The following is a 22,990-nucleotide window of genomic DNA, read 5'->3' as shown; positions in this document are numbered from 1 at the left end:
CCGCCCCCCGGCGTACACGTGGACTTCTGCCACGGCTCTTCGATGCGGCTTTCACACGCAACTCCGTTCGTCTGCGAGCCGGTCAACGGCTCGTCCCCGCCGCGCCGACCAGTCTTTCCCACGTTGCAAAATCGACCGTTCGGCATGCAGGAGAACATGCCGTCTCACGCGGTGTCCATAACGCTGCACCGTGTGAGGGAAGTTGACCGCCGGGGCCGGCGGGGCATCGGTAATCCCCGGGTCGGTGCGACCAGTTGGCCGCGCGGTGACCCACCGTCACCGGCCCAGCAGCCGCCGGGCGATCTCGGCGTGGTCCGGGGCGAGGGTGTGCGTGCCCGACCTGCTGTGCCAGAGCACGTTCTGGAGGACCCGGCCCAGGGTCCAGGCGCGCGCCCGCTCCCGGTCGTAGGCGGGCCCGAGCGCCTCGCTGAGGGCGTCGAAACGCCAGCGGATCTCGGTGGGTTCGAAGCGGTTGTCGAGCGCGGGAAAGAGCTCGAAACCGGGGTCGCCCGCCAGGGGCTTCGGGTCCAGGGCCACCCATGCGTGGGCGCGGTCCGTGCCGGGGCGGCCGGCCAGGACATTGTCGTAGTGCAGGTCCCAGTGGAGCAGCCGGTCGCCCGGTTCGCCGGCCACCTCGCGGAGGGCCGCCGCGCAGTCCGCGACCAGCCGCCGCTCCTGGTCGTCGGCGAGGGCGGCCAGGGCGCGGGGTGCCTCCGCCAGCATCCGGTCCGCCATCCCGGCCAGTGTGCGCAGCCCCGGCGGCGCGGGGACCGCCACCAGCCGGGCCAGCACCCGCGCGAGGACGCCCACCGCCTCCCGGGAGTCGGGCACCGCCGACAGGGGGCGGCCCTCGTCCAGGCGTTCCAGCAGCATCGCGCCGGTCGCCGGGTCATGGGCGAGCAGCCCGACCGCCCCGGCCCCCGCGTCGCCCCACGCCCGCAGCGCGAGCGCCTCGCCCGCCGACTCCTCGTCCATCAACTGGAGCTTCAGCGCCCCCGGGATGCCGTCCGCAATGCCGTCCGACGGGGCCCCCGGGATGCCGTCCGTGCCCGCGGACTCCCGGACCACCGGAAGGACCAGCGCGCACATCCCGTACATCGGCGGTCCGTCCGTGCGCAGCCCCCACTCCCGGAGATAGCGGGCGGCCAGCTCCGGCAGGGCGTCGGTGAAGGCCCTTCCGGCGGCCCCGTGGAACATGGTCTGGGTGGCGATCAGCTCTTCCGGGATGTCGATCACGCCCCCGATCGTAGGACCGTGCGTCAATCGGGACCATGGAGCGAAACCGCCCGGCAGCAGCCGTGGCCGTCGCGATCGGCCGCTGGATGGGCCGATCCCCGGGTACGTACGTCTGGTTGACGGTCCTCCTCGTCACCTCCCACCTGCTGGGCCCGTTGCTGCCGGACGCCGAGGAGTTCGTCCGGCTGCCCGCGCCCGCCGATCCGCACACGCTCGGCGACCGTCCGTTCCGGGTGCTCCTCGCCGGTCTGCTGTGGCTGCCGGAGGGCGGGCACTGGGTGCTCTGCGCGGTGCTGTTCACCCTCTTCCACGCCCCCGCCGAACAGTGGCTCGGGACTCTGCGGTGGTGTGCGACGGTGGCCGTGGCGTACGTGCCCGCCGGGCTGCTCGCGGAGGCCGTGCTGCTCTGGGCCGCACGGCACGGGCACGCGCCGTTCTCCGCGACCAACTCCCTGGTGTACGCCACCGATCAGGGGCTCGCGGGGGTCGCGGCGGTGCTCACCTACCGGCTGCCGCGGGTGTGGCGGTACGCGTACGCCTTCGCCGTCCTCGTCTTCTTCGGGGTCCCCCTGGGCGCCGGGCCGGACGTGACCGACCTCGGACGGTTCACCGCGGCCCTCGCGGGGCTGGCCTGCCACCCGCTGACCCGGAGAGCCCGCCCCCGTACGCGCCGCCCCACCGCGACGGGACGGGCCCCGGCCCAGTAACCTCCCGCATCCAGAGGCCCTTTCGTCCGGATGACGCCGGGCCCCGACGCACCGGACAGCAGAGGCGACATGAGCAGCGGCAGAACCGTCGACGGCGGCATATCGTTCTGGTTCGCGCAGGCGGGCATCCCCGCGCCCCGCGAGCCCCTGCCCGGCGACACCCACGCCGACGTGTGCATCGTCGGCGGCGGCTGCACCGGGCTCTGGACGGCGTACTACCTGAAGCGGGCCGCCCCCTTCCTCAACATCACCGTGCTGGAGGCCAAGTTCTGCGGTTACGGGGCGTCCGGCCGCAACGGCGGGCTGCTCTCCGGCACCGTCGCGGGCCGCGACCGCTACGCGCGGCTGCACGGCCACGACGCGGCGGTACGGCTCCAACGCGCCATGAACGACACGGTCGGTGAGGTCGTCCGGGTCACCGCCGAGGAATCGATCGACGCCGACGTCCACGCGGGCGGTGCCCTCGACGTGGCGTACACCCCGGCGCAGCTCGCCCGGCTCAAGGACCACCACTCCGTCGAGATCGCGTTCGGCGAGCGGGACCGGGTGCTGCGGGGGGCCCGCGAGACCGCCGAACGGATCAGGATCAGCGGCGCGGTCGGCTCCACCTGGACCCCGCACGGCGCCCGCCTCCACCCGGTGAAGCTGGTCACCGGACTCGCGGCGGCCGTCGAGGCGCTCGGCGTCACCGTCCACGAGTCGACCCCGGTCACCGAGATCCGCCCCAAGCACGCCGTCACCCCGTACGGCACGGTCCGCGCCCCGTACGTGCTGCGCTGCACCGAGGGGTTCACCGCGAGCATCAAGGGGCACCGGCGCACCTGGCTCCCGATGAACTCCTCGATGATCGTCACCGAGCCGCTGCCGGCCGCCCTCTGGGACGCCCTCGGCTGGGAGGGCCGCGAGACGCTCGGCGACCTGTCGCACACCGGGACGTACGCCCAGCGCACCGCCGACGACCGGATCGCGCTCGGCGGCCGGGGCGTGCCGTACCGCTTCGGTTCGCGGACCGACGACGACGGGCGCACCGGGCCCGCGACCGTCGAGGAGCTGCGCGCACTCCTCGTCCGGCTCTTCCCCGTCACGGCGGGGGCCGGCATCGCCCACGCCTGGTCCGGCGTGGTCGGTGTGGCGCGCGACTGGAGTGCGACGGTCGCCCTGGACCGCTCCACCGGCCTCGGCTGGGCGGGCGGCTACGTCGGCTCCGGCCTCGCCACCGCCAACCTCGCCGCCCGCACCCTGCGCGACCTGATCCAGCAGGACTCCGGCCAGGCGGGCCCGACCGCGCTGACCGCACTGCCGTGGGTGAACCACCGGGTCCGCCGCTGGGAGCCCGAACCGCTGCGCTGGCTCGCCGCCCACGGCTCGTACGCCGCCCACCGCGCCGCGGACCGCCGGGAGGCCGCCTCCTCGCGCGCTGACTCGGACCCGCTGGCCCGGGTGGCGGACCGGATCGCGGGGAGGCGCTGAGGGCGCGGGGCGGGGGTGCGGCCGCGGCCGGACGACGTCGACGCGCTACCGTCCCGCGCGCCTCCGCCCTACGCTGCCGCCATGACGGCGAACCCCGCGCACTCCTTCGACCTGGTGATCTTCGACTGCGACGGCGTCCTGGTGGACAGCGAACGCATCTACGTCAAGGTGGACGCGTTCGTCATGGCGCAGCTGGGCGCGCCGTTCACCGAGGCGGAGATCATCGAGCGGTTCGTGGGCTCCTCCGTGGAGGCGCTGCGGGCGGCGGTCGAGGAACGTATCGGCAGGCCACTGGCCGACGACTGGGACGCGCCCTACTCCCACCTCTACCGCACCGCGCTCGCCGAACTGACCCCCGTGGACGGCATCCCGGAGGTGCTGGCCGCGCTCACCGTCCCGTACTGCCTCGCCTCCAACGGCTCCCACCGCTCCATCCGCCGCAGCCTGGCCACCACCGCGCTGAGCCACCACTTCGAGGGCCGCGTCTTCAGCGCCGCCGACGTCGCCCGGGGCAAGCCCGCCCCCGACCTCTTCCTGCACGCCGCCCGCACCCTGGGCGCGGACCCGGCGCGGTGCGCGGTGATCGAGGACAGCGCGTACGGGATCGCCGCCGCCCGTGCCGCCGGGATGCGGGCCTTCGGCTACAGCGGCGGCCTCACCCCGGCGGCCCGCCTCGAAGGCCCCGGCACGGTCGTCTTCGACGACATGCGCACCCTGCCGGGGCTGCTGGCGGCCGGTTGACGCCCTGCCGGGGCTGCCGGCGGCCGGCTGACGCCCTGCCGGGGCTGCCGGCGGCCGGCCGACCCGCTGGCCTGCCCGATGCCCTACCCGCAGCCACACCGCCGACGGACCCGTACCGCCCTCGGCCCCTTACCGCCCCCGGGCGCGCGGTCCCCGCTCCCACCAGGCACCATCGGTGTCCGGGGCGGCAACCCGTGGCCGCCCCCGGGCCCGCGGGTCCGCCGCCCACCTCTCCGGAGCACGCATGTCCTACGACGTCCACGCGGTCCGCGCGCAGATCCCCGCCCTGAAGTCCGGTTCGGCGCGCTTCGACGCCCCCGGGGGCACCCAGACCCCGCAGCCGGTGATCGACGCGATCGTCCACGCCCTGGCCAACCCCCTCGCCGTACGGGGCGTCCAGAACGAAGGCGAGCGCAACGCCGAGGCCATCGTCGCCGGTGCCCGCTCCGCGCTCGCGGACCTGCTCGGGGCCGACCCGCGCGGCATCGTCTTCGGACGCAGCTCCACCCAGCTCACCTACGACCTCGCGCGGACCCTCGCCAAGGGGTGGGGCCCCGGCGACGAGGTGGTGGTCAGCCGCCTCGACCACGACTCCAACATCCGCCCGTGGATACAGGCCGCCGAGGCGGCGGGAGCCACCGTTCGCTGGATCGAATTCGACCCGGACTCAGGAGAGTTGACCCTCGACCACGTGCGGGCCGCACTGAGCGACCGCACCCGGCTGGTCGCCGTCACCGGCGCCTCCAACCTCATCGGCACCCGCCCCGACCTGCCCGCCATCGCCGAGCTCGTGCACGGCGCGGGCGCCCTGTTCCACGTGGACGCCGTACACCTCGCCGCGCACGCCCCGGTGGGACTCGCCCCGATCGGCGCGGACTTCCTGACCTGCTCGCCGTACAAGTTCCTCGGCCCGCACCTCGGCGTACTGGCGAGCCGGCCCGAACTGCTGGAGACCCTGCACCCCGACAAGCTGCTGCCGTCCACCGACGCCGTCCCCGAGCGCTTCGAACTGGGCACCCTGCCCTACGAGTTGCTGACCGCCGCCCGCGCGGCCGTGGACTTCCTCGCCGGCCTCGCGCCGGCCGGCGAAGGCACGCCGACCGGTCGGCGGCAGCGCCTGGTCGCCGCCTTCGAGGCGATCGAGGCCCACGAGGACGCCCTGCGGGTACGCATCGAGAACGGGCTCGCCTCGCTCGACGGCGTCACCCTGCACTCCCGCGCCGCCCTGCGCACCCCGACCCTGCTCCTCACCTTCCCGGGCCGCTCCGCCGCCGACGCCTCGCGCCACCTGGCCGCCCGAGGCGTCGACGCCCCCGCGAGCTCCTTCTACGCCCTGGAGGCCTCCCGCCACCTCGGCCTCGGCGACGCGGGCGGGCTGCGCGTCGGCCTGGCCCCGTACAGCAGCGAGGAGGACGTCGAGCTGCTGCTCGACGCCCTCGCCGACTACCTCGCCGGCACGCCCGTCCGGGACTGAGCGGGACCGCCTCAGCGCGTCACCCGGTCGCCCGGGATCACCGCGAACGCCTCTGCCTCCATGACCAGTTCGGGCCGGTACGGGGCGACGACCCGTACCGCCGAACTGGCGGGCCGGCGCTCCACACCGACGTAGCGGTCCCGCACGCGCGGACGGCGGGCAGGGAATTCTCCCGCGGCCCCTGACGCTCCGCCGTACCGCCCCCACCAGGGCGGCGGGGACGGCGGGACGCGAGAACGGGGTGCCCCGGAGTCACGAAGCCGTGCAGCTGGCCTTCGCCGCGTCGGCCGCGACGTGGGCGTCGGAGGTGGACTCCGTACCGCGGTCGTGGAGCTTCAGGGTCAGGACGCCGCCGGTGATCTTCACCTTGGGGAGCTGCACCCACTGGCCCAGGTGGCTCGGCTGGTTGATCGTGTACCCGGTGAGCTGGCTGGAGCCGCTTCCGGTCTTGCCGTCGTGCAGGGTGTAGTACGCCGACGTGCCTCCGACGTGCTTCCTGTTGGTGTCGCTCGGTATGTGGACGAGGACCGTGCAGGAGCCCTTGGTGACCTTGCCGGTGCGGAACAGCCAGTACGCGCTGTTGCCCGCGTCGCTGCCGTTGCCGGAGAGCGGGAGGGAGCGGAACACGCCGGTGCAGCCGGAGCTGTAGCCGCCCGGGTGGGTCGTCCACGCGTCGTCGCCACCTGCGGACGAACCCACCTCGAAGTAGCTGCCGCTGGAACAGTGCGGACCACCGGTCGCGCTGTAGGTGGCCGGGGGCGCCTTCACGGCCGTCTTCGCTCCCGAGCCGGACGCGGAGTTCGACGAGGACGATCCGGACCCCGAGCTCGTGGAGGACGAGTTCGACGTGGACGAGGCCGGCGCGGAGGGCGCCGAGGACGGTTCGGAGCCCTTCGCGGAGGTGTCCCCGCCCGTGGCCTTCCCGGCCGCACCGGCCTTCGTCGCCCCTTCCGGTCCCGGGGCGTTGTCGGAGCCCGGCACGGAACCCGCTCCGGACACCTTGCCCGAGTCGCCCGTCCCGCCCGAGGTGGACTTGCCGTCGCCCGATCCCGCTCCCGACCCCTTCTTGCCCTTCGCCTCCGGCGTCGCCTGGACCCCCGGCACGAACCCCTCGTCGCCCGTCTCCCCCTGGTAGGCGGCGGCACGTGCCGCGGTGGAGGAGTCTCCGTCCGAGTGCCGGGTCACGGCCTGGATGACGAACGGGGACGCCACCAGCAGCAGACCGGCCAGCGCCGCCGCGGCCACCATGGGGCGGGACAGGCGCCGGGAGTCGTCCGGATCGGCCTCGCCCGAAGGCGGCGTGGAGCCGTCGCCGGAGCCGGACGCCACCGTGGCGGTAGCGCCGGCGGTGACCGCAGCGCCGTCTCCCCCACCGCCGGTGCCCGCCGCGGCCTGGGTGGCCGGGACCGCTTCCGTAGCAACTTCGCCGGGGGCGGCGGGGGCAGGGGTGGCAGGGGTGGCAGAGGCGACGGGTTCGGGTTCGGCCACGGACGCGGACGAGGCCGAAGTCGAAGTCGAAGTCGTGGCGGGCTTCGGGTCCGTGGCCGCCTCCGGAGCGGCGGTCGGGGACTCCGCGCCGATGGCGGGAGCGCCGATGGCGGGGGTGCCGATCACGGTGCCGGGGCCCTCCTGGGCCGGCTCGGGGGCCTCGGCCGGTGCCTCTTCGCTCTCCTGGCCTCCGGACAGGATGCCGGCCACCTCGCCCGTCTCGGCGGCCGGTTCCACGGCCGACGCCGCCGGGTCCGTCGTGCCGGCGTTCTCTGTGCTGCTGGCGTCATGGGACTTCATGGGGATTCCTCTACGGTGATTCGTGACGCTTCGGGACGGCTGGGTGGTTGGTGGAGCGGAAGGTCGTGCGGGTCGTGCGGGGGGCCGGGGTCAGGTGGCGCCCGACGGACGCGACGAACGATCGGCGGGACCGCCATGAGGCGCCGCCGCCTCGTACGGTGGTCATCGGCCGCCCAGGGCGGCGGCCACGAGGCCGGGGTCGTTCACGAACTCGTCCTCGCCGGCCTCTTCCTCGATGGCGGGAAGCGGGCCGGCCTCGACGACCGGCGGCAGGTCGACCTCGACCACCGGAGCCAGGTCGGCCTCGACCACCGGGCCCAGATCGGCCTCGACCACCGAAGCCGGATCGACCTCGACCACCGGGCCCAGATCGGCCTCGACCACCGGCGGCAGGCCTGCCTCGTCGACCTGGGCCCGCGTCCCCTCCGTCCCGGTGTTGTCCGGTACGGCCCTCGGTCCGGCGGTCGGCACACGCGGCAGGCGAACGTCCCTGACGATCCTGATCGTTGCGCCCGGCTTCAGGCCTGTCAGCTCTCCGTCCGTCTTCGCGCGGAAAGCCGCCTCGTCGAGCGCCTCCCCCCGGTACAGGATGTTGCCGTCGTCGTCCTCGGCGACATGGATGTACGTGACGCCGTCCTCGGGCGCCTTCTTGAGCGCGGAGCGCAGCGAGGCGATCTCCGCGGCGGTGACGTCCTTGCCGGCGCCCGAGGGGACGAACCAGCCGTCCGGGATCGGCAGGGCGCCCGCGACGTCGGTGGTGATCGCGCTGATGTCGACGCTGCCGTCGAGCATGGCCTCCGGAGCGATCTGGACCTGGACCAGGTCCGGCACCACCTTCTTGTGCGCGAAGGACTCCTCGCCGAAGCTGATGATGCCGCGCTCGTTGCGGCCGAAGAGGTCCAGGCCGACTTCGACGTCCGCGGAGACCGTGAAATAGACGTCGTCACGCTGCTCCACCAGCAGGTCGTGGGTGGTCTGCTGCCGACTGCTCGACGAAGCACCCACCGTGCTGCCGTGCGAGAGTGCGGCGGTCGGGTCCGCATGGGTGGAACCGGGGTTCAGCGGATCGCTGTTGGTCGTCTCGAAGACGCCGCCCTCCACGCCGACGCCCTCCGACGAGGCCCCGACGGAGCCCACGACCCCGGTGCGGTAGACGCTGTGCTCGGCGCGGAGGAGTTCCCAGGCGGACCGCGGGTCCTCCACCGGCAGGGTGATCTTCTTGACCTGGAAGCGCAGCGCCATCCGGCCGAGGGTGTCGGTGAGCGGACCGCCCCGCGCGAACAGCCCCGGGTCCACCATGGCGTCGGCGAGGGGGGCCGAGGTACCCGTCGCCAGAAGGTGGGCGAGGAGGCGGGGGGCGCCGAAGAGGACACGGAGGTCGTTGAGGCTGTTCTGGCCGTCGCGGACGAAGTCGATGCCCCGCTGGAAGGAAGTGGCCCGCAACTTCTCGTACACGGACTGGAAGAGCTCCCCGCTCCGCTCGGGTACGAACTGGACGAGGAACTTCATCGCGGCGAGGTCCTCCGGCGCGAGCACCAGCGGCACGGTGTCGGTTGCCGACGGTTTCCCGGCATTCTCCGGAAGGACGGAGGGCCCGTCCCCCTCGGACAGGGCCGGCACCGTCAGGGAGGATTTCGGGATCTGGACGACTTCGAGGAGCGGTACGGTCCTCCGCCGCGGAGAGGTCCATGACGTCAAGAACTTCCCCAGCCTGGCCGACTGGCGGGGGACGTCGAGCAGGAGGGTGCCCAGCGGCCGGGACACCTGGAAGGACGGCACGAACTCCAGGACGAGCTCGCCTTCGAGGGCGTAGCGCTCGTGCTTGCCGGAGCGGGTCACGACACTCTGCGCGAGGTCCACCAGGCCCTTGGTCCGCCGCGAGTCGGAGGACGAGCGCTGGGAGCGTGAGACGTACTGCTGCGAGGACGGCAGGTGGTCCTCGCCCGTCGCGGAGTCGGTGGCGGAGACCATGCCGCTCCTGTTCTTGCCGCTGCCCGTGCCCTTGGCGTTCTCCTCGCGGCTTCCCAGGGTCGTGTAGTGCGTGGAGGACGCCTGCGCGAACTCCTCCAGGAACGACAGCCCGTGGTTCTGCGGGTCGCGGACGTAGCGCAGCAGCACATGGCCGAGTTCGACGCCGCCCGCCCGGTCGTGGAGGACCACGAGGGGCACACCCGTACTGAGCAGCGCGTTCATGAACGGCTGCAGCGCCGACGCCGTCGCCACCTCGTCGAGGACCGACATCAGGATGCCGCCGTCGGGGTCCATGGGCCTGGCGAAGGTGGGGCCGACGAGTTCGTCCAGTGCCTTCTGCACCGCGGCGCCGATGGTCTCCGTCGACTTGTCGCCCGGACTCTTGAGGAAGCTCTCGGTGATCGCGGAGAGGGGGACGAGGTCGCTCTTGGACCCCACGACGCGCTTCGTCCGATCGTGCTGCTGCCCGGTCGCCGCGGTGTCGCCGTACTCGATCGTGCGCGGCACGCCCTCCGGCGGGTCGTTCGGGACGACGACGCCGTTCTCGTCGAACAGGACCTTCTCGCGCTGCGGGCTGTAACCCGAGACCCCGTCGGTGATCAGGAGTCGCGACTGGAGCAGTGAACCGCGGCTGGTGCCGAGCCGGCCCACCTGGTCCACCGCGACGTACAACTGCCAGACCACGTCCTTGGTCCAGTGCTGGTGCGGCATCTGCTCCACGCCCATGATCGCCCCCTCGGTCACGTTGGACTGGAGGGTGGACGCCGTCGTGTGGGACCTGAACGCACTGCGCAGGAACTGGACGAAGCCACTGGACCAGCTGTCGTTGTTCCCCCCCAGGCGCTGGTCCAGAACGCCCCCGATGCCGGTCGTCTTCTGCGAACCGCTCTGCCCCCGGCGGCTGGTGGCACCCTCCATGATGAGCCGGCCGCCCATGGGGAGCGGGTCACCGTTGTTCTTGGACGCACCCAGGTGCGGGACCAGCAGCATCCACGCCTGCCGGTCCTTGACGCTCTCCGCCTGCACGACGGTTGCGGTGTGCCCGCGACCACCGCGGTGGAGGGCTCCGGCCAGTACCCCGGGGGTGATCCAGACCTGGCTGAGCGGCACCGCCAGCTTCCGGGAGATGCCGCCCCTGACCAGCTGATCGACGAGTTCGGCGCGCAGCTCCTCGGTGAGCGCCACGTCCATGACACGGTCGTCCGCGCTCACGGGGTGGTTGTACACCTCGTCGAGGTGGTCGAGCTCCTCCCGGAATCGCCAGTCGCCCTTGAGGACCAGTGCCTTCTGCTGCTTGCTCCTCAGCTCGGGCACACGGTCGAACGCCGGGGGTTCGGTCTGCGACATCAGTGAGCGCGGCACGAGCACCGTGACCGTGGAGTCGATCACGCTGCGCGCACTCACCGGCGACTGCGCATGCGACGTCCCGAACATGTGGTCGAGGATTCTTCTGAAAGTCCTGGCATCGACCCGCTGGACGGACACCGTCAGTTCGACCTCGGCCGCGTAGCGCAACTGGTTCGCCGGACCGCTGTAGTTCACGGTGTTCTTGTAGTACCCCCCGACGGCGAAGCCGTTGCTCCCGCCACCGGACACGCGGCGGGTCGGGGCGTAGACGCCGGTACGGAACACGGCGCCCGGCTGCTGCGCGGCAGCGAGATCACCGGTGGCCAGGGTGACCCGCAGGCCGGCCGTCTGCACGCCGACCCAGGAGTTGACCAGATTCGTGGACTCCACCTCGGTGGTCACGATGGGTCCGTTCTCCAGGTAGGCGCTCTCCACCGCGATGTGCTGCACCGGCTTGGTCCCGGTCCGGCGGCCGGACGCGTTCACCGTGATCAGCTGCACGTCACCGCCGCCGAGCTGCCGGGTGAACGTACGGGTCATGCCGCCCTTGCCGAAGATCTCCGGAATCCGGTGGTTCAGCACCGCGGATCCGAAGTGAGCGGCGAGGAACTGCCGCGCCCCGATCTGCTGCTCCGCGGTCCACCCGGGCAGATCCAGGCCGGGCACGTCACGGAAGAACAGGGTGCGGAGCCTGCTGCTGAGCTTGCGCGACTCCAGGTGCTCGTAGCCGATCAGCAGCCCTTGGTCGCCCTTCTCCTGGCTCAGCACGGCGGGCGGATACAGCGACGTCGGGTCCGACTGCGTCTGCTCAGAGCCCGGTTCCGGTTCCGGTTCCGGTGTGTGAAGGGTGGTGGTGGGGTCGGTCAGGAGCTGCCTCAGGTTCCGCTCGAAGGCCTCCGCCAGCGGCTCCGGAACCGCGATCACGGTACTCACCGAGCGATCGACCAGGTTCCGCGCGCCCCCGGAGGAGACCGTGGCGGCCTCGATGCGGTGGTGGACCGCGTAGAGCACCACCGGTTCCGTGTACCGGACGATGTGCTCCCCGCCGCCTGCGGTGGAGTAATTCACCGCGTGTCCGGCGGAGTTGCCGATTCCGAAGGTGACGACCGCGTTCGCGGCCAGGTGGGGCCCGAAGGAGTCCGTCGGCGGCCCGACGGAAATGCCGAGCGAGGCCGACATCGACCCGTCCACGCCCTCGCCGAAGCTCTTGGAGTTGGTGAAGGCGTTGTTGTGCTCGACCGGGAGCTGCCCCGCCCGCCCGAGGTAGGAGACGGACACCGGCCGCAGACGCGACTCGACCTGGATCGGCGGGACACTGCCGTCGTTCGGCACGAGATCGGGCACGAGGTCCCGCAGCATGTTGCCGTAGTGCCAGAGCATGCCCAGCTCGCTGTAGCGCGCGTCCACCCAGGCCGCCACGTGGGAGGTCGTCGTCCCCGGGCTGTACAGGAGCCCGGCCATCAGGTCCGACCGCACCTCGGACAACCCGTCCATCTGCACCGCGTGGTGGAACGTCTGCGCCAGCAGCCCGGCGAGCGCGTCGTGCTCCTCACTGGTCGCGTCGGCACCGAGGGACAGTTTCCATCCGGACTCCTGTGCGGAACCGGTCAGTTCGGAGGGGAAGGAGAGGCTGAGCACACCCGTGCTGCTCTCCTGATACCGCTGCGCGCCCTTCCTCGTCTCCACGACGAGCTCCACGTCGGAGAAGTCGAACGCCTCCATCGCCGCCCCGTACTTGACCTGGTCGCGACCGCTCGACGACACACCGATGCTGTGATTGTCCGACTTCGACGAGCCGACCCCCACCCCGGCCACGGGCGCCACGAACGCACCTCCCACCGTCTTGGCGGCGATCGTGGTCATCGCGGAGAGGTCGAGGGCATTGCTGTTGCTGTGGCTGTACGTCTGGGAGGCGTTCTGCTGGATGGTCGGGTCGGGCGAGGCGCCGTAGGAGTCGACAATCCTCTGCCCGGTGTCCCGGGCCGCGATCCGGGTCGCCCTGTCGCGGCGCACGTTGCGCAACGAGACGGTGGTCTCCCAGAGTTGCCCCTTCCCGCCCTTCACCGGCACGGCGAGCACCAGACCCTCCTCCAGCATGCGCTGCGTACGCAGGCGGGCCGTGGAGTTCTGCGCCGACGTACGGGCCAGTGCCCTGAGGATCTCCTTGGAGGGGCCGCCCGGCGGCGGCTGGTAGACGTGGGCGACGAGGTCGGCGAAGCCGTCCGGATCGGACAGGTCCGTGGTCTTCTCTCCCCCGTCCCGGGTGAACGTGTGCGCCTGCGTACGGGTACCGAAGGGGAACTCGGCCTTGCCGCCGTCCTCGTGCGTGACGGCGAAGCCGTAGGGCGGGGTGGGGACGGTGGTGGAGACGGCCGGGGGCGTGGAGGTGCTGCCGTCCCCTGCGTTCGGGGCGTCGGTGGCGGAGGTGAGGGTGGTGTCGAGGACCGAGGTGGTGTCCGGCTCGAGGTCGGGGCCGCTCCGGCCGGAGCCGTCGCCGGTCTCCTGGTCGCCGCCCTCGATCTCCTCGTTCTCCCCCTTTTCCCCCTTCTCCACGGGCTTGACAGGCTCCACGGACTCGACCGGCTCGACGGGCTCGACGGGCTCCACAGGCTTGACCGGCTCCACAGGCTGGACGAGTTCGACGAGTTCACCCCCCGGCTCCGTCCCCGCGGAGTCCACCGCCTTGACGACGGTGTAGTCCCGCTCACTCCACAACCGTCGGATGAGGGAATCGGGGCTGCTGGGGCCGGTCTCGTAGAACCACTGCCGGGCGAGGTCGGCCGCGACGCCGCGTCTCAGGTCGTTGAACACCGAGATCCGCTCGGGGTCGTCGTCGACCGGCTGCCAGTGCTCGATCTGTTCCTCCGCCCACCGGAGATACTCCTCAGGTCCGGTGAACGGCGCCTCCACCCGATGCGACGGGGAAGCCCCGCCGGGCAGGCTGTGCGCCGTCACGGTCCTGCCGCGCGTGGCCCAGACGGCGATGACGGTTCCGAGGGCGTCGGCGGTCGCCTCCGCCGAGGCCTCGTACCGCCGGGCGACCTCCACCAGGACCCCGTTGTACTCGGAGCGTATCTGCGCACTCCCCTCGGGGGTCAGGTCGAGCGGCATGTGGTTCCGCATCGTCCGCGCGGCCAGGTCGAAGAGCTCGGGTGCCGGCAGGTTCCTCTGCTCGACCACTTCGTCGACCATCCGCTTCCGCGCGGGGCCCTCGTCGTCGCCCAGCACGGCGGGGTCGAGCGTGGCCATCCTCTGGGCGAGCTCCAGCACCCCGGCCCGAAGATCGGGGTCCAGCCCCTCCGCCAGGGGAAGAGTCACGGCGAAGGCCTTCGCGGCGGATTCGAGCGCGGCGGACGAGACCTCCTCCGCCGCGTCCTCGGGGTGGGCCTTCGTCCAGGGGGCGGTCTGGTGCAGGTCGTCCTGGGGGACGCCGAGCGGCCCGTCGCCGGCGGTGTGCGGCACATCTCCGCTCTCGCTCATGGAGTGCATGAAGGCGATCCCCGCACCCGGGGTGCTCCACTCGGCGAGCAGTTCCGGAGTGAACGCCTCCGTCTCGTTCTCCCTGCCGGGGACGTGGGAGCGCGCCACGACGCTCCGGGTGCCGCCCTCTTCCGTGACGACCTCCAGCGCGAAGTCCGGCCGCGTGCCGTTCAGAGAGATCAGCGCGCCGCCCGCGTCGATGATCCGCTCCAGAAGCGGGCCGTGCTCCAGGGAAACCGAGGAATCGTGCAGCGGTGTGTGGACCAGCCCGCCGTCCTCGTCGAGTGCGTACCAGCCGAGCAGACGGTCCGGTTCCACACCGTCCACGAAGTCGATCTGCTGCCACTCGGGGTGCGGGGCCTGCTCCCCGAAGGTGGCGGCGACGTCGATACCGCCCGCTCCGCCGACGACGAAGAGCTTCGGGAGCTGCGTCGCCGATGCTCCCCATCCACCCTCCTCCTGCGCGCGCACAATCGTCATGACGGGGTTACGGGTGGTGGCGACGGCGGACAGGACCCCGTCGGCCTGGAGGTTCTCCAGACCCTTGGCCGAGAGGTTCCGCACGGACTCCGTCGAGACGTGGTAGAGCGGAGCGAGGTCCTGGCGCTCCATCACCATCTTCTCCGCCGGAATGCCGACATCGAGCGTGATGTGGCCGCTGGAGGTGGACAGCAGCGTTTCACCGCGGTAGAAGGCGAAGTCCAGGGCCAGTCTCGTGTCGAAGGCCGCCATCGGCGAGGGAACCTTGGCCGCGGAGACGGACACACTGGACTCCATCCCGCGCCCGCCGATGCGCCGCCGGTGAGCCCCACCCGCGCTCAACTGGCCCTTAATCTTGACGGCTTCGCTCACGCCCGCCTCGGCTCCGGCGACGAACTGGAGGTTGCTGGTGACGCTGTCCAGGATCGTCTGCGTGAACCGGTGCCCCGTGTCGCCGCCGAACAGCCGTTCCGCCTTCTTGTCCACGTGCTCGAACGTCGGCGGCCCCGACTCGGGTACACCCGCCGTGATGACCACGTACTTGTCGTCGAGCTGGTTGGAGGAGAGCGGAACGCGCAGCTTGGCACCCGGCCGGGTCAGCTGGTGGAGCGGAATGCCGGTCAGGTAGGCCTCGATCTGCTGTACGGCAAAGGTGCTGCGGGTCTCACGGGTGTGCCGGTACGAGCTGAGCCAGTCGCCCCCGTAGGCGCGTTGGCCCTCGACGTCGATCAGGTCGGCGAGTCCGCCCATGTTCCGGATGCCGCGCACCAGGGAGTCCTCGCCGAAGCCGGCCTCGGACACCTTCCACCCCGCACTCGGTACAGGGGGAAGCAGCGCCACGGGTCGGCGCCGTACCGACGGCGTGGACGGAGAGGGCGCCGGGAGCTGGTTCTCCGGCACGGGCCCGATCGCCGACCGCTGGTACTCCACCTGGACACCGAGCAGCGCCGCGGCGGCCGACCGGCCGGAGATCTTCGACACCAGCCGGAGGGCGTTCTTCGTCCGCCTGGCGGCTTCCTCCGCCCGCCGGACGAGTTCCTCCGGGGTCCCCCGGTCCTTCGGTACGCGGCTGAACCGGCGCCAGAGGTCCCGCACGACGGCCCGGCGCGCGGCCGTGCCGGGTCCACCGCTGACGGCGTCGTCCGAGACCGGGAGGAGCGAGCCTTCCCGTGCCAGCTTCCGCCGGCGGAGCGAACGCGCCAACGAGCTCAGCAACGGGGTGTCGTGCGACCGGAAGGTGAACTGGAGCTGGACGACACCGTCGAACACTCCTCCCGGGGTCTTGCTCTTGAGAGTGGACGACGTCGTGCTGGAGCTGCTCAGGATGTCGAAGTGCTCCGCCGCGCGCTGGTGGCTGCCCGTACCGCCGAGGAGGAGGTTGACCGCGGGCGCGACCGGCACGCTCGCCAGGACGGTGAGTGTGTAGCCGTTGTTCGTGCCGCTGGCCTGCGCCGACTCGGCGTTGCTGTCACCGGTGCCGAGACTCCGCAGGACGCCGCTGTAGAACTCCGACTGGGCGGTGTCGCCGACGTGCTTCAGCGCGTGGACGGTCGCCAGGACCTGCACGCTGCCGCCCGGAACACGCAGGGTCAGCGCGGTGCCCGCGGTCATGCTCTTCAGAGCGCCGAGCAGCCTGGGCAGCTTCAGTTCACGGTGCAGCGCGGCGCGGACCGCCTTCCAGCGGTTGCCGTAGAAGTCCTGCCCCGCACCGTCGAGTTGCCGCAGTACGGACTCGGCCCCACCGACCGGAACGGGGCTCTCACCCGCACCGCTCGGCGTTACGGCGGCCGAGCTGGTCGGGTCGTTCGGCTCCGTCGAGCGGGTCGGTTCGACCAGGCCGGTCGACTCGGTCGAGAGGGGCGGCTCGGTCGAGCGGGCCGACTCGGTCCGGTCGGTTTCCTGGGCGCGCGCGATCTTGCCGCGTTCCGCTTCCTCCTTCTTGACCGCCTCCCACGCCCCTGCCAGATCGGCTTCGTCCAGCGGCACCAGGTCGCGGACCCGTGCCGTGTCGTGCAGCCGGTTGGTCCTCGACGTCCCCTCGGGCGGAGTCAGCAGCACGTCGGGGATGGCGGCCTGCCCGGTGACCCGGTCGCGGGTCTCGCGCAGGGGTACGACGATCCCCGAGGCGATGGTGAAGTCGAGCGGTTCGACGGTCCGGGTACTGAACGGTGCCGTCACCGCGAAGGAGAACTTCATCGTGATCCCGCCGTCGAACTCGGCGGCGTCCTCGATCGTCTTGGCGCGGTTGACCTGGGTGACCCCCAGCATCGCCACCTGGCCGACCGAGGATTCCCAGGACCGGGTGAACGTGAACTGCACGCTGACGTTGCCCGAGGGTGTGCCGTAGAGGTCGACGGGCACGGTCACCCCCTCACGCGCGTCCTGGAGGTGGCCGGAGGTGGTCTTCCGCTCGGAGCCGCTGTCGAACTCGAAGTCCTTCAGCGTCCTCACGTGCCCGCCGGCGTGCGTCGTCACGTCGCCGAGGGTGATCTCGGCCTTGACGGTCCCGACCTGCACGGTCAGCGTGAGCGTCTCACCGCTTCCGGAGAGCGCCCACAGGTCGGCGACGAGTGCGTTCGGGTCGAAATACGAGGAGATGACGTCGCGGACGGTCTTCCAGTCGCTCTTGAAGACCGGCTTCAGACGTTCCTCGAACTCCCGCATGAGCCGCACGCCGTCGCCCGGTGAGAGCACCCCGTCCATCGCGGTGAGCCGGTGGTGGTCGGTCAGCCGTTTCGGAGGCAGGGGCCCCGTCCCCTCGCCCGCGCCGGTCTGCGTACGGCGCGACCCGGTCGGTACGATCTGCCGATCCGAACGGGAATGGACGAGCGGCCCGACGCTGTCGGCACTCACCGTGTAGTGCTTCATCATGGACTCCGGCACCACGACCACGAAGGGTACGAGGGTGGTGTCCTCGGTCCGGCCGAGAGCGCGCTGCCGTCCGCCCTGCCCATGGCCGGCGTCCCCGGAGAAGGTGAAGCCCATCCGCATCTCGCCGGTCAGGACGACCAGCTTCTCGCCGTACTTGGCGTTGCTGACGAACTTCTCCTCGGTCTGGAAACGCTCGTCCTCCTGCCTGCGCGTGGAGGCTCCCGCCCCACTCGTCACGAAGAGCTGCTGATCGTCGTTGAACTCGGTACCGCCGCCACCCTGCGGGGTGAGCGTGCCGCCCGTGCTCTTCATGCCACGGACATTGGCGCTCTGTGTGGTTTCGCGCACCAGGTTGATGCCGCCACTCTCGATGACCCGCAGGACCGCCATCCGCTCCACGCGCCCGTACGCCGTGAAGAACGGCGGGGACCCCAGGTCCTGGGTGGGAAGCGGCACGCCGTCGATGCCGGCCCCCCGGCTCATGGCGACCAGCGAGGCGGCGAGCCGCTCCTGGCGAAAGCCACCGTGCGCCAGGGTGCGCAGCTTCGCCCAGGTCTTGGCGCCGAAGTGCTCACGGGCGAGCTTGTCGAGCAGCGCCCCCGGCCCGAGCACCTTCGTCAGCGGGCCGGGCCCTTCCGCCCCCGGCCCGAGGGGCAGGCGCTTGTCGCCGCCGACGAGCACGTCGTGGACGACGGTGCCGTCCGGGAAGCCGTCCCACAGGTCGGCGGGCGGCTCGTACCAGGTCTCGTCCTTCTTCGGCAGGGGCAGCGGGATGAGCACGGGCTCTGTCTGCTCGTCCGGCCGGGGAGCCATCTTCCACGAGGACGAGGACGGGGACGAGGACTCGACGAGCTCGTGCTGCTCCCCCGTCGGCGGCAGCGTCCCGGTCGACGGCGTCCCGCTCGTCGGCGTCCCGGTCGCCGGCGTCTGGGGCGGCGGCGTCTGGGTGCGGGACTTCTCCATCGTGGAACGGAAGCCGAGCAGGGAGTACGCGGTGGCGCTCGGTTCCGGGTCGGTGCCGCTCAGGTACTCGATCTTCACCAGCGCGGTGCCGTCGAAGACGGTCCCGGGCGCCTTGAACTTGGTGGCCGCGCCCGTACGCCGCGTACGGATGTACAACGTGGTACCGGCCTGCCCGGAGCTGCCGCTGCCGGCCGCGGTGAGCTTGCCGTGGCTGAAGAACGGCGACGCCGCCGCCGCGAACGAGCCCTGGAAGGTGGTGCCGCGCTGCTCGGGCCGGGCCATGGTGAACGTGAGGGCGGTGCCCTTGTGGAACTCCGAGGAAGCGGTGTCCCGTACGTACTCCATGGAGTCCACGTCGGCGGAGAAGCGGATGATGCCCAGGGTGTCGGGGAGGGTGATCTCCAGGGGTTCGCCCTCCATCATGGACAGGAACTGCTCGTGCAGCAGCCCCAGCGAGACCCGCTTGTCCAGGAGGTCGGCGATCCGCTCCCAGTTGTCGCCGTAGGTCGCCCGGCCCGTCTCCATCGCGCTCTTCGAGCCGTCGCCGTCGCCGCTCCCGTCGCGGTCCAGCTTCAGATTCAGCAGGGTGTCGAGGCCGCCCCCGCTCCGTCTGCCGTTCGCGTCGACGAACCAGAGGTCGTTCACGACGTCGGTGTTACCGAGGGAGCGGAGCACCCGCACCCACTCGGGCGGCATCGACGGGGTGCCGCCCGGCGCCACATCGGCCGAAGGCAGCAGCACACGCGTGTCGATCGTCGAGGTCAGCACCGACCCCCCGTTCTCCGACACCACCAGCGAACCGCCGGAGCCGAACGTGGAGGTGCTCCTCACCTCGGAGAAGTCGAAACTGAACACCGTCGGCACGGTGACGTCCAGCGCGTCCTCGGGCGTCTTGCTCCGGGAGTACGTCTGGCCGACCTGGTCGACGGAAAGGCCCTTGTTCACGTCTCCGCTGATGGTGGCCGTCCCCGTACCGGAGGCGTTCGCCGCCGTCGAGGTGGCCTTGAGCTGCGCGGAGAAGAGCCACCGCCACAGTCGGTCCCGGAAGCCGCCGGCCCCCGCCGACGATCCGGTGCCGCTCTCGAACTCCACCACCCCTGCGGCCGTCACCTCACTCGGCTTCCCCAGGGCTGCGTTCACCAGGATGTCGCCCTCCCAGCCGGGGACCTTCACCGGGACCCTGCGCGTGTCACCGCGGGTCAGCACCGAGGTCCACGGGGCGATGAGGTCGGTACGCAGGAACTCCAGGAGCTGCCGCGCGATCAGGTCTCCGGCCTTCGGGCCGACGGCCGTGCCCAGACTCTCGACCAGGGCGGCCACGATGGTCTGCTCCTGCCCCCTCAACGACCGGACCACGTCCGAGGCGGCGAGCTGGCGGTCCTCGAACCGCCCGGGGAGCGCGGCGGGGGCGATCTCCTCGCTCTGCTCCTTCACATCGTCGGGAGAGGCCTCACGTTCGCTCCCGCTCGTGTCCCCGTCCTGCGAGATCGCATCCGCCTCGACGGTAGCGACCTCCGACACGTCGAGGGTCTCGGGTTCGTCTAGGGTCTCGGGCTCGTCCTTGGTCCTGGAAGCGCGCCGGACGACATCGACTCCCTTGTCCTTGAACAGACTTATGACAAGAGAATCGAGGCCCCGGGAACCACCGGCTCCGGAGGCGGAGATCCGGGTGGCGAGCTCGGACGCGACGGACTCCTCCACCTCCGCGAACCGCTCTCCGTCCGCCGGTCCCACCGCTCGCCAGCCGCCCAGTTCCTCCCGCGCCAGATCGAGGTTCTCCCCACTGGACGCGTGCACCTCGCCGAGTCCCACGGACTCCGTCGCGGACCCGCCAAGAAGACCGACCTTCATGGGGAACGACTCCCTGGTCCAGATCTTGGCCAGGAGCTCCAGGGCCTGGCCCGTGGCGTGTGGTGCCGCCGCCAGCTCCGTGGCGAGTTGGACCAGGACCACGTCCCGCCGGGAGTCGCGCAAAGCGATCCTGTCCTCGCCGAGGGCGACCGGCCTACGCGTCCGCATCGTTTCCGCGGCCAGTTCGAAGTACTTCAGCTCCGGCAGTCCTGACGCCGCGAGGATGTTCTCGACCAGCTGCCGCCCGCCGTCATGCGGGTCGGGGAGCCCGGTGAGGCCGCGCGTGGTCATCCCCTCCGCCGCCTTCAGCAGGGCGGCCTGGAACTCGCCCCGTACGTCCTTCGCCAGGGGCAGCGTCACCCCGAGAACCTCGGCTGCGGCGTCGAGCCCGGCCGGGGAGATCTTCACCTCCGCGAACGCCGCGTCCGCCGCCAGGGGGACGGCATCCGCCAGGCGCTCCGGCTGGAGGAATTCGTGGCGGTCGCCGGTGGCTGCCGTCGACAAGGTGGCCTGGACGGCGGGAAGTTCGTCCGCCTCAGCCTTCCCCTTGCCCTTCGCATCCCCGTGGTCCTGGTCCTGGTCCTGGTTGTGGTCCTGGTTGTGGTCCTGGTCCTGGTGTTGCTGGTCCAGCGTCTGGTCCTCGGCCCCGACCTGCTTCTGGACCTCGATCTGCTCCGTCCCCGGCACCACCTGCGCCTCGGGCTGTTCCGGCGTCGACTCCGTCGGCACCTTCACCGGCTCCTCCGGCTCCGGCTTCTGCCCCTTCGACCCCGTCGTGGCCCTCGCTCCCGCCTCGACGGGCTTCGAGACGGTGTCCACGGGCGGGCTGGAGCTCGTGGTGCGCTGCGGCCCGGGGGGCAGGCTGTTCCGCTTCCCCGACAGCGGTAGCGGGCCCGCCGCGTTCTGCGGCGCCGGGGTGGCCGGAGCGCTCTCGGTGGTCACGACCGTGATGGCCGGCTCGGTCGGCCCATCCTGCGCGGAGACGGCCGGCGGGGCCGGCGGCTGCGGCGCCGGGAGCAGCGGGGCCAGGTCGCCGCCGAGCGCGTCCACGCTGTTGAGCGCGGTGTCGTAGGGGATCAGCTCCGGGTGCTTGAAGTGCCCGAGGCTCTTCAGCCCCGGCATGAGGGCGAAGTCGGTGAAGCCGCGCGCGACCAGGCCCGTGGCCGCGCCGCCGACGAAGGCCCCGAAGGTGAAGGAGAAGCCCTCGCCGTAGTAGGCGCTCGCCGCGCCGCCGGAGAGCCCCTGGTTGACGCCGTCGGTGAAGGAACCGGCGAGCACGTTGGCGAACTTGTAGCGGAAGCTGTCGAAGGCGGGCCGCTGCGCCCACTCGTGGACGGCCTTCGGCAGTGACGTCGCGAAGAACTCCGCCCCGTCCTTGCCGAGCACGCCCTCGTACTCCTTGACCACCTTGCCGATCTCGCTGCGCACCACCTGCTGGGACAGCCCGTCGAGGGCCCAGTGGCGGGTGAGGGCCTCCGCGTACGCCGTGCCGAAGCCGGGGGCGTCCAGGTTCCGGTCGATCGCCCGGGTGAAGTCCTTGCCGAGGCCGCCCAGCCGGCTGCTGAGCGGGGCGGCGGCACCGTTCACGAACTCGGTGGAGAAGCTCGTGTGCCGCCTGGAGAGCGCGGCGCCCACGTCCTCGGCGAGCCGGGGAAGACCCTTCCTGGTGCTGGTGGCGAGGGTGGTCCCGCCCTCCTTCACCAGGGACCCGGCGACGTCCTTCGCCGAGGCGCCGGCGGCCTCCTTCGAGGTGGTCAGGCCGAGGGACTCCTTGAGGGTGCCGACCAGACCGTGGTCGATGCTGAGGACGCTGTCCTTCACCCCGGCCTTGAAGATCACCGGCGCCTTGCCGAGCACCTTGCCGATGGCGTCGCCGAGCGCCTTGCCGAGACCTGCGGCGATGAAGTCGAACGGGGCCGCGATGGCACCGCCGAGGGCACCGGTCAGGGCGCCCTGGCCGATCAGGTCGCCGTCGACGCCGGTGCGGTGGTGCCCCAGGATCTGGAGGGTCTGGACGGCGAGGCTCATGAAGGCGTTGAGGCCGGTACCGAGCGCGACCTGCTGGGCGATGTCGACGATCAGAGCACGCATGATCTGCATGATCGTCTGCTCGCCGACGAACATCTCCCAGGTGATCTGGGGGGCGAGGAAGGGCCCGAGGAACGGGACCGCCTCCATCAGCAGCATCATCGCCACGATCTGGATGAACAGCGCGATCAGCTCCGCGATGATCATCCACTTCGTGTACTCGACCGAGGTGGCCGTGTCCGAGGCGACCTGGGCCAGTTGGAGTGCCTGGTCCGCGGCGGCGTCGAGGTACGGCGGGTCGCCCGCGCACAGCTCTTTGACCAGTTCCAGGAACCGGGTGGCGGTCTCCCCGGCGAACTCCTTGCCGATCTCCGCCGCCACGTCCTGGAAATGCGTGGTGAGGCCGGCGAGTTGCTTCGACGCGTCCGTGTAGAGGCCGGCGACGTCGCGCAGCGCGTCCTCGTTCGCCTCCGGCCACTGGAGACCGAGGTGGTTGAGGAAGGAGAGCAGTTCCGGGCTGGGCATGAGGGCCACGGCGGGCTCCTTCCTTCCGGCGAGGGTGCGCTGAGCGGTGAGGGGCGAT

Annotated in this window: 8 protein-coding genes; 4 read left to right on the top strand and 4 right to left on the bottom strand. The window is 71.6% G+C overall.

All coding sequences use genetic code 11. The annotated features are described in order from the left end of the window. Nucleotides 1-276: 276 nt before the first annotated feature. Nucleotides 277-1,197 (bottom strand): aminoglycoside phosphotransferase family protein, encoded by a 921-nt coding sequence (locus ACWCSV_RS00295; protein ID WP_451137952.1) that lies wholly within the window; start codon nt 1,195-1,197, stop codon nt 277-279. A 74-nt stretch (nt 1,198-1,271) separates the two neighbouring features. Between ACWCSV_RS00295 and ACWCSV_RS00290 the strand changes: the two genes are divergently transcribed. The 4 genes from ACWCSV_RS00290 to ACWCSV_RS00275 all read left to right on the top strand — a co-directional run bounded on the left by ACWCSV_RS00290 (nt 1,272) and on the right by ACWCSV_RS00275 (nt 5,628). Further along, nucleotides 1,272-1,943 carry a rhomboid-like protein gene (locus ACWCSV_RS00290; RefSeq protein WP_451137643.1) on the top strand — a complete coding sequence of 224 codons (672 nt, stop codon included), beginning with the start codon at nt 1,272-1,274 and terminating at the stop codon, nt 1,941-1,943. A gap of 69 nt (nt 1,944-2,012) precedes the next feature. Then, nucleotides 2,013-3,413: an NAD(P)/FAD-dependent oxidoreductase gene (locus tag ACWCSV_RS00285; RefSeq protein ID WP_451137642.1), complete on the top strand. Its 1,401-nt coding sequence runs from the start codon at nt 2,013-2,015 to the stop codon at nt 3,411-3,413. 81 nt (nt 3,414-3,494) lie between these two features. Further along, a complete protein-coding gene (locus ACWCSV_RS00280) occupies nt 3,495-4,154 on the top strand; it encodes an HAD family hydrolase (protein ID WP_451137641.1) in 660 nt (219 codons plus the stop codon). A gap of 244 nt (nt 4,155-4,398) precedes the next feature. Next, nucleotides 4,399-5,628 (top strand): cysteine desulfurase-like protein, encoded by a 1,230-nt coding sequence (locus tag ACWCSV_RS00275; RefSeq protein ID WP_451137640.1) that lies wholly within the window; start codon nt 4,399-4,401, stop codon nt 5,626-5,628. An 11-nt stretch (nt 5,629-5,639) separates the two neighbouring features. On the opposite strand, the gene ACWCSV_RS00270 is transcribed toward ACWCSV_RS00275, so the two are convergent. From ACWCSV_RS00270 to ACWCSV_RS00260, 3 genes are all read right to left on the bottom strand, one after another. Continuing rightward, complete coding sequence (locus ACWCSV_RS00270) at nt 5,640-5,774, bottom strand: hypothetical protein (protein ID WP_451137639.1); 135 nt, start codon at nt 5,772-5,774, stop codon at nt 5,640-5,642. A gap of 106 nt (nt 5,775-5,880) precedes the next feature. Then, nucleotides 5,881-7,416 carry a hypothetical protein gene (locus tag ACWCSV_RS00265; protein ID WP_451137638.1) on the bottom strand — a complete coding sequence of 512 codons (1,536 nt, stop codon included), beginning with the start codon at nt 7,414-7,416 and terminating at the stop codon, nt 5,881-5,883. 162 nt (nt 7,417-7,578) lie between these two features. Next, nucleotides 7,579-22,932, bottom strand: a complete 15,354-nt coding sequence (locus ACWCSV_RS00260; RefSeq protein ID WP_451137951.1) for a WXG100-like domain-containing protein — start codon at nt 22,930-22,932, stop codon at nt 7,579-7,581. Between the last annotated feature and the right edge of the window lie 58 nt (nt 22,933-22,990).

This window comes from Streptomyces sp. NPDC001770, from assembly GCF_053596135.1.
Note: the sequence above shows the minus strand (reverse complement) of the source record. Positions and strands in the feature narration are given on the sequence as shown.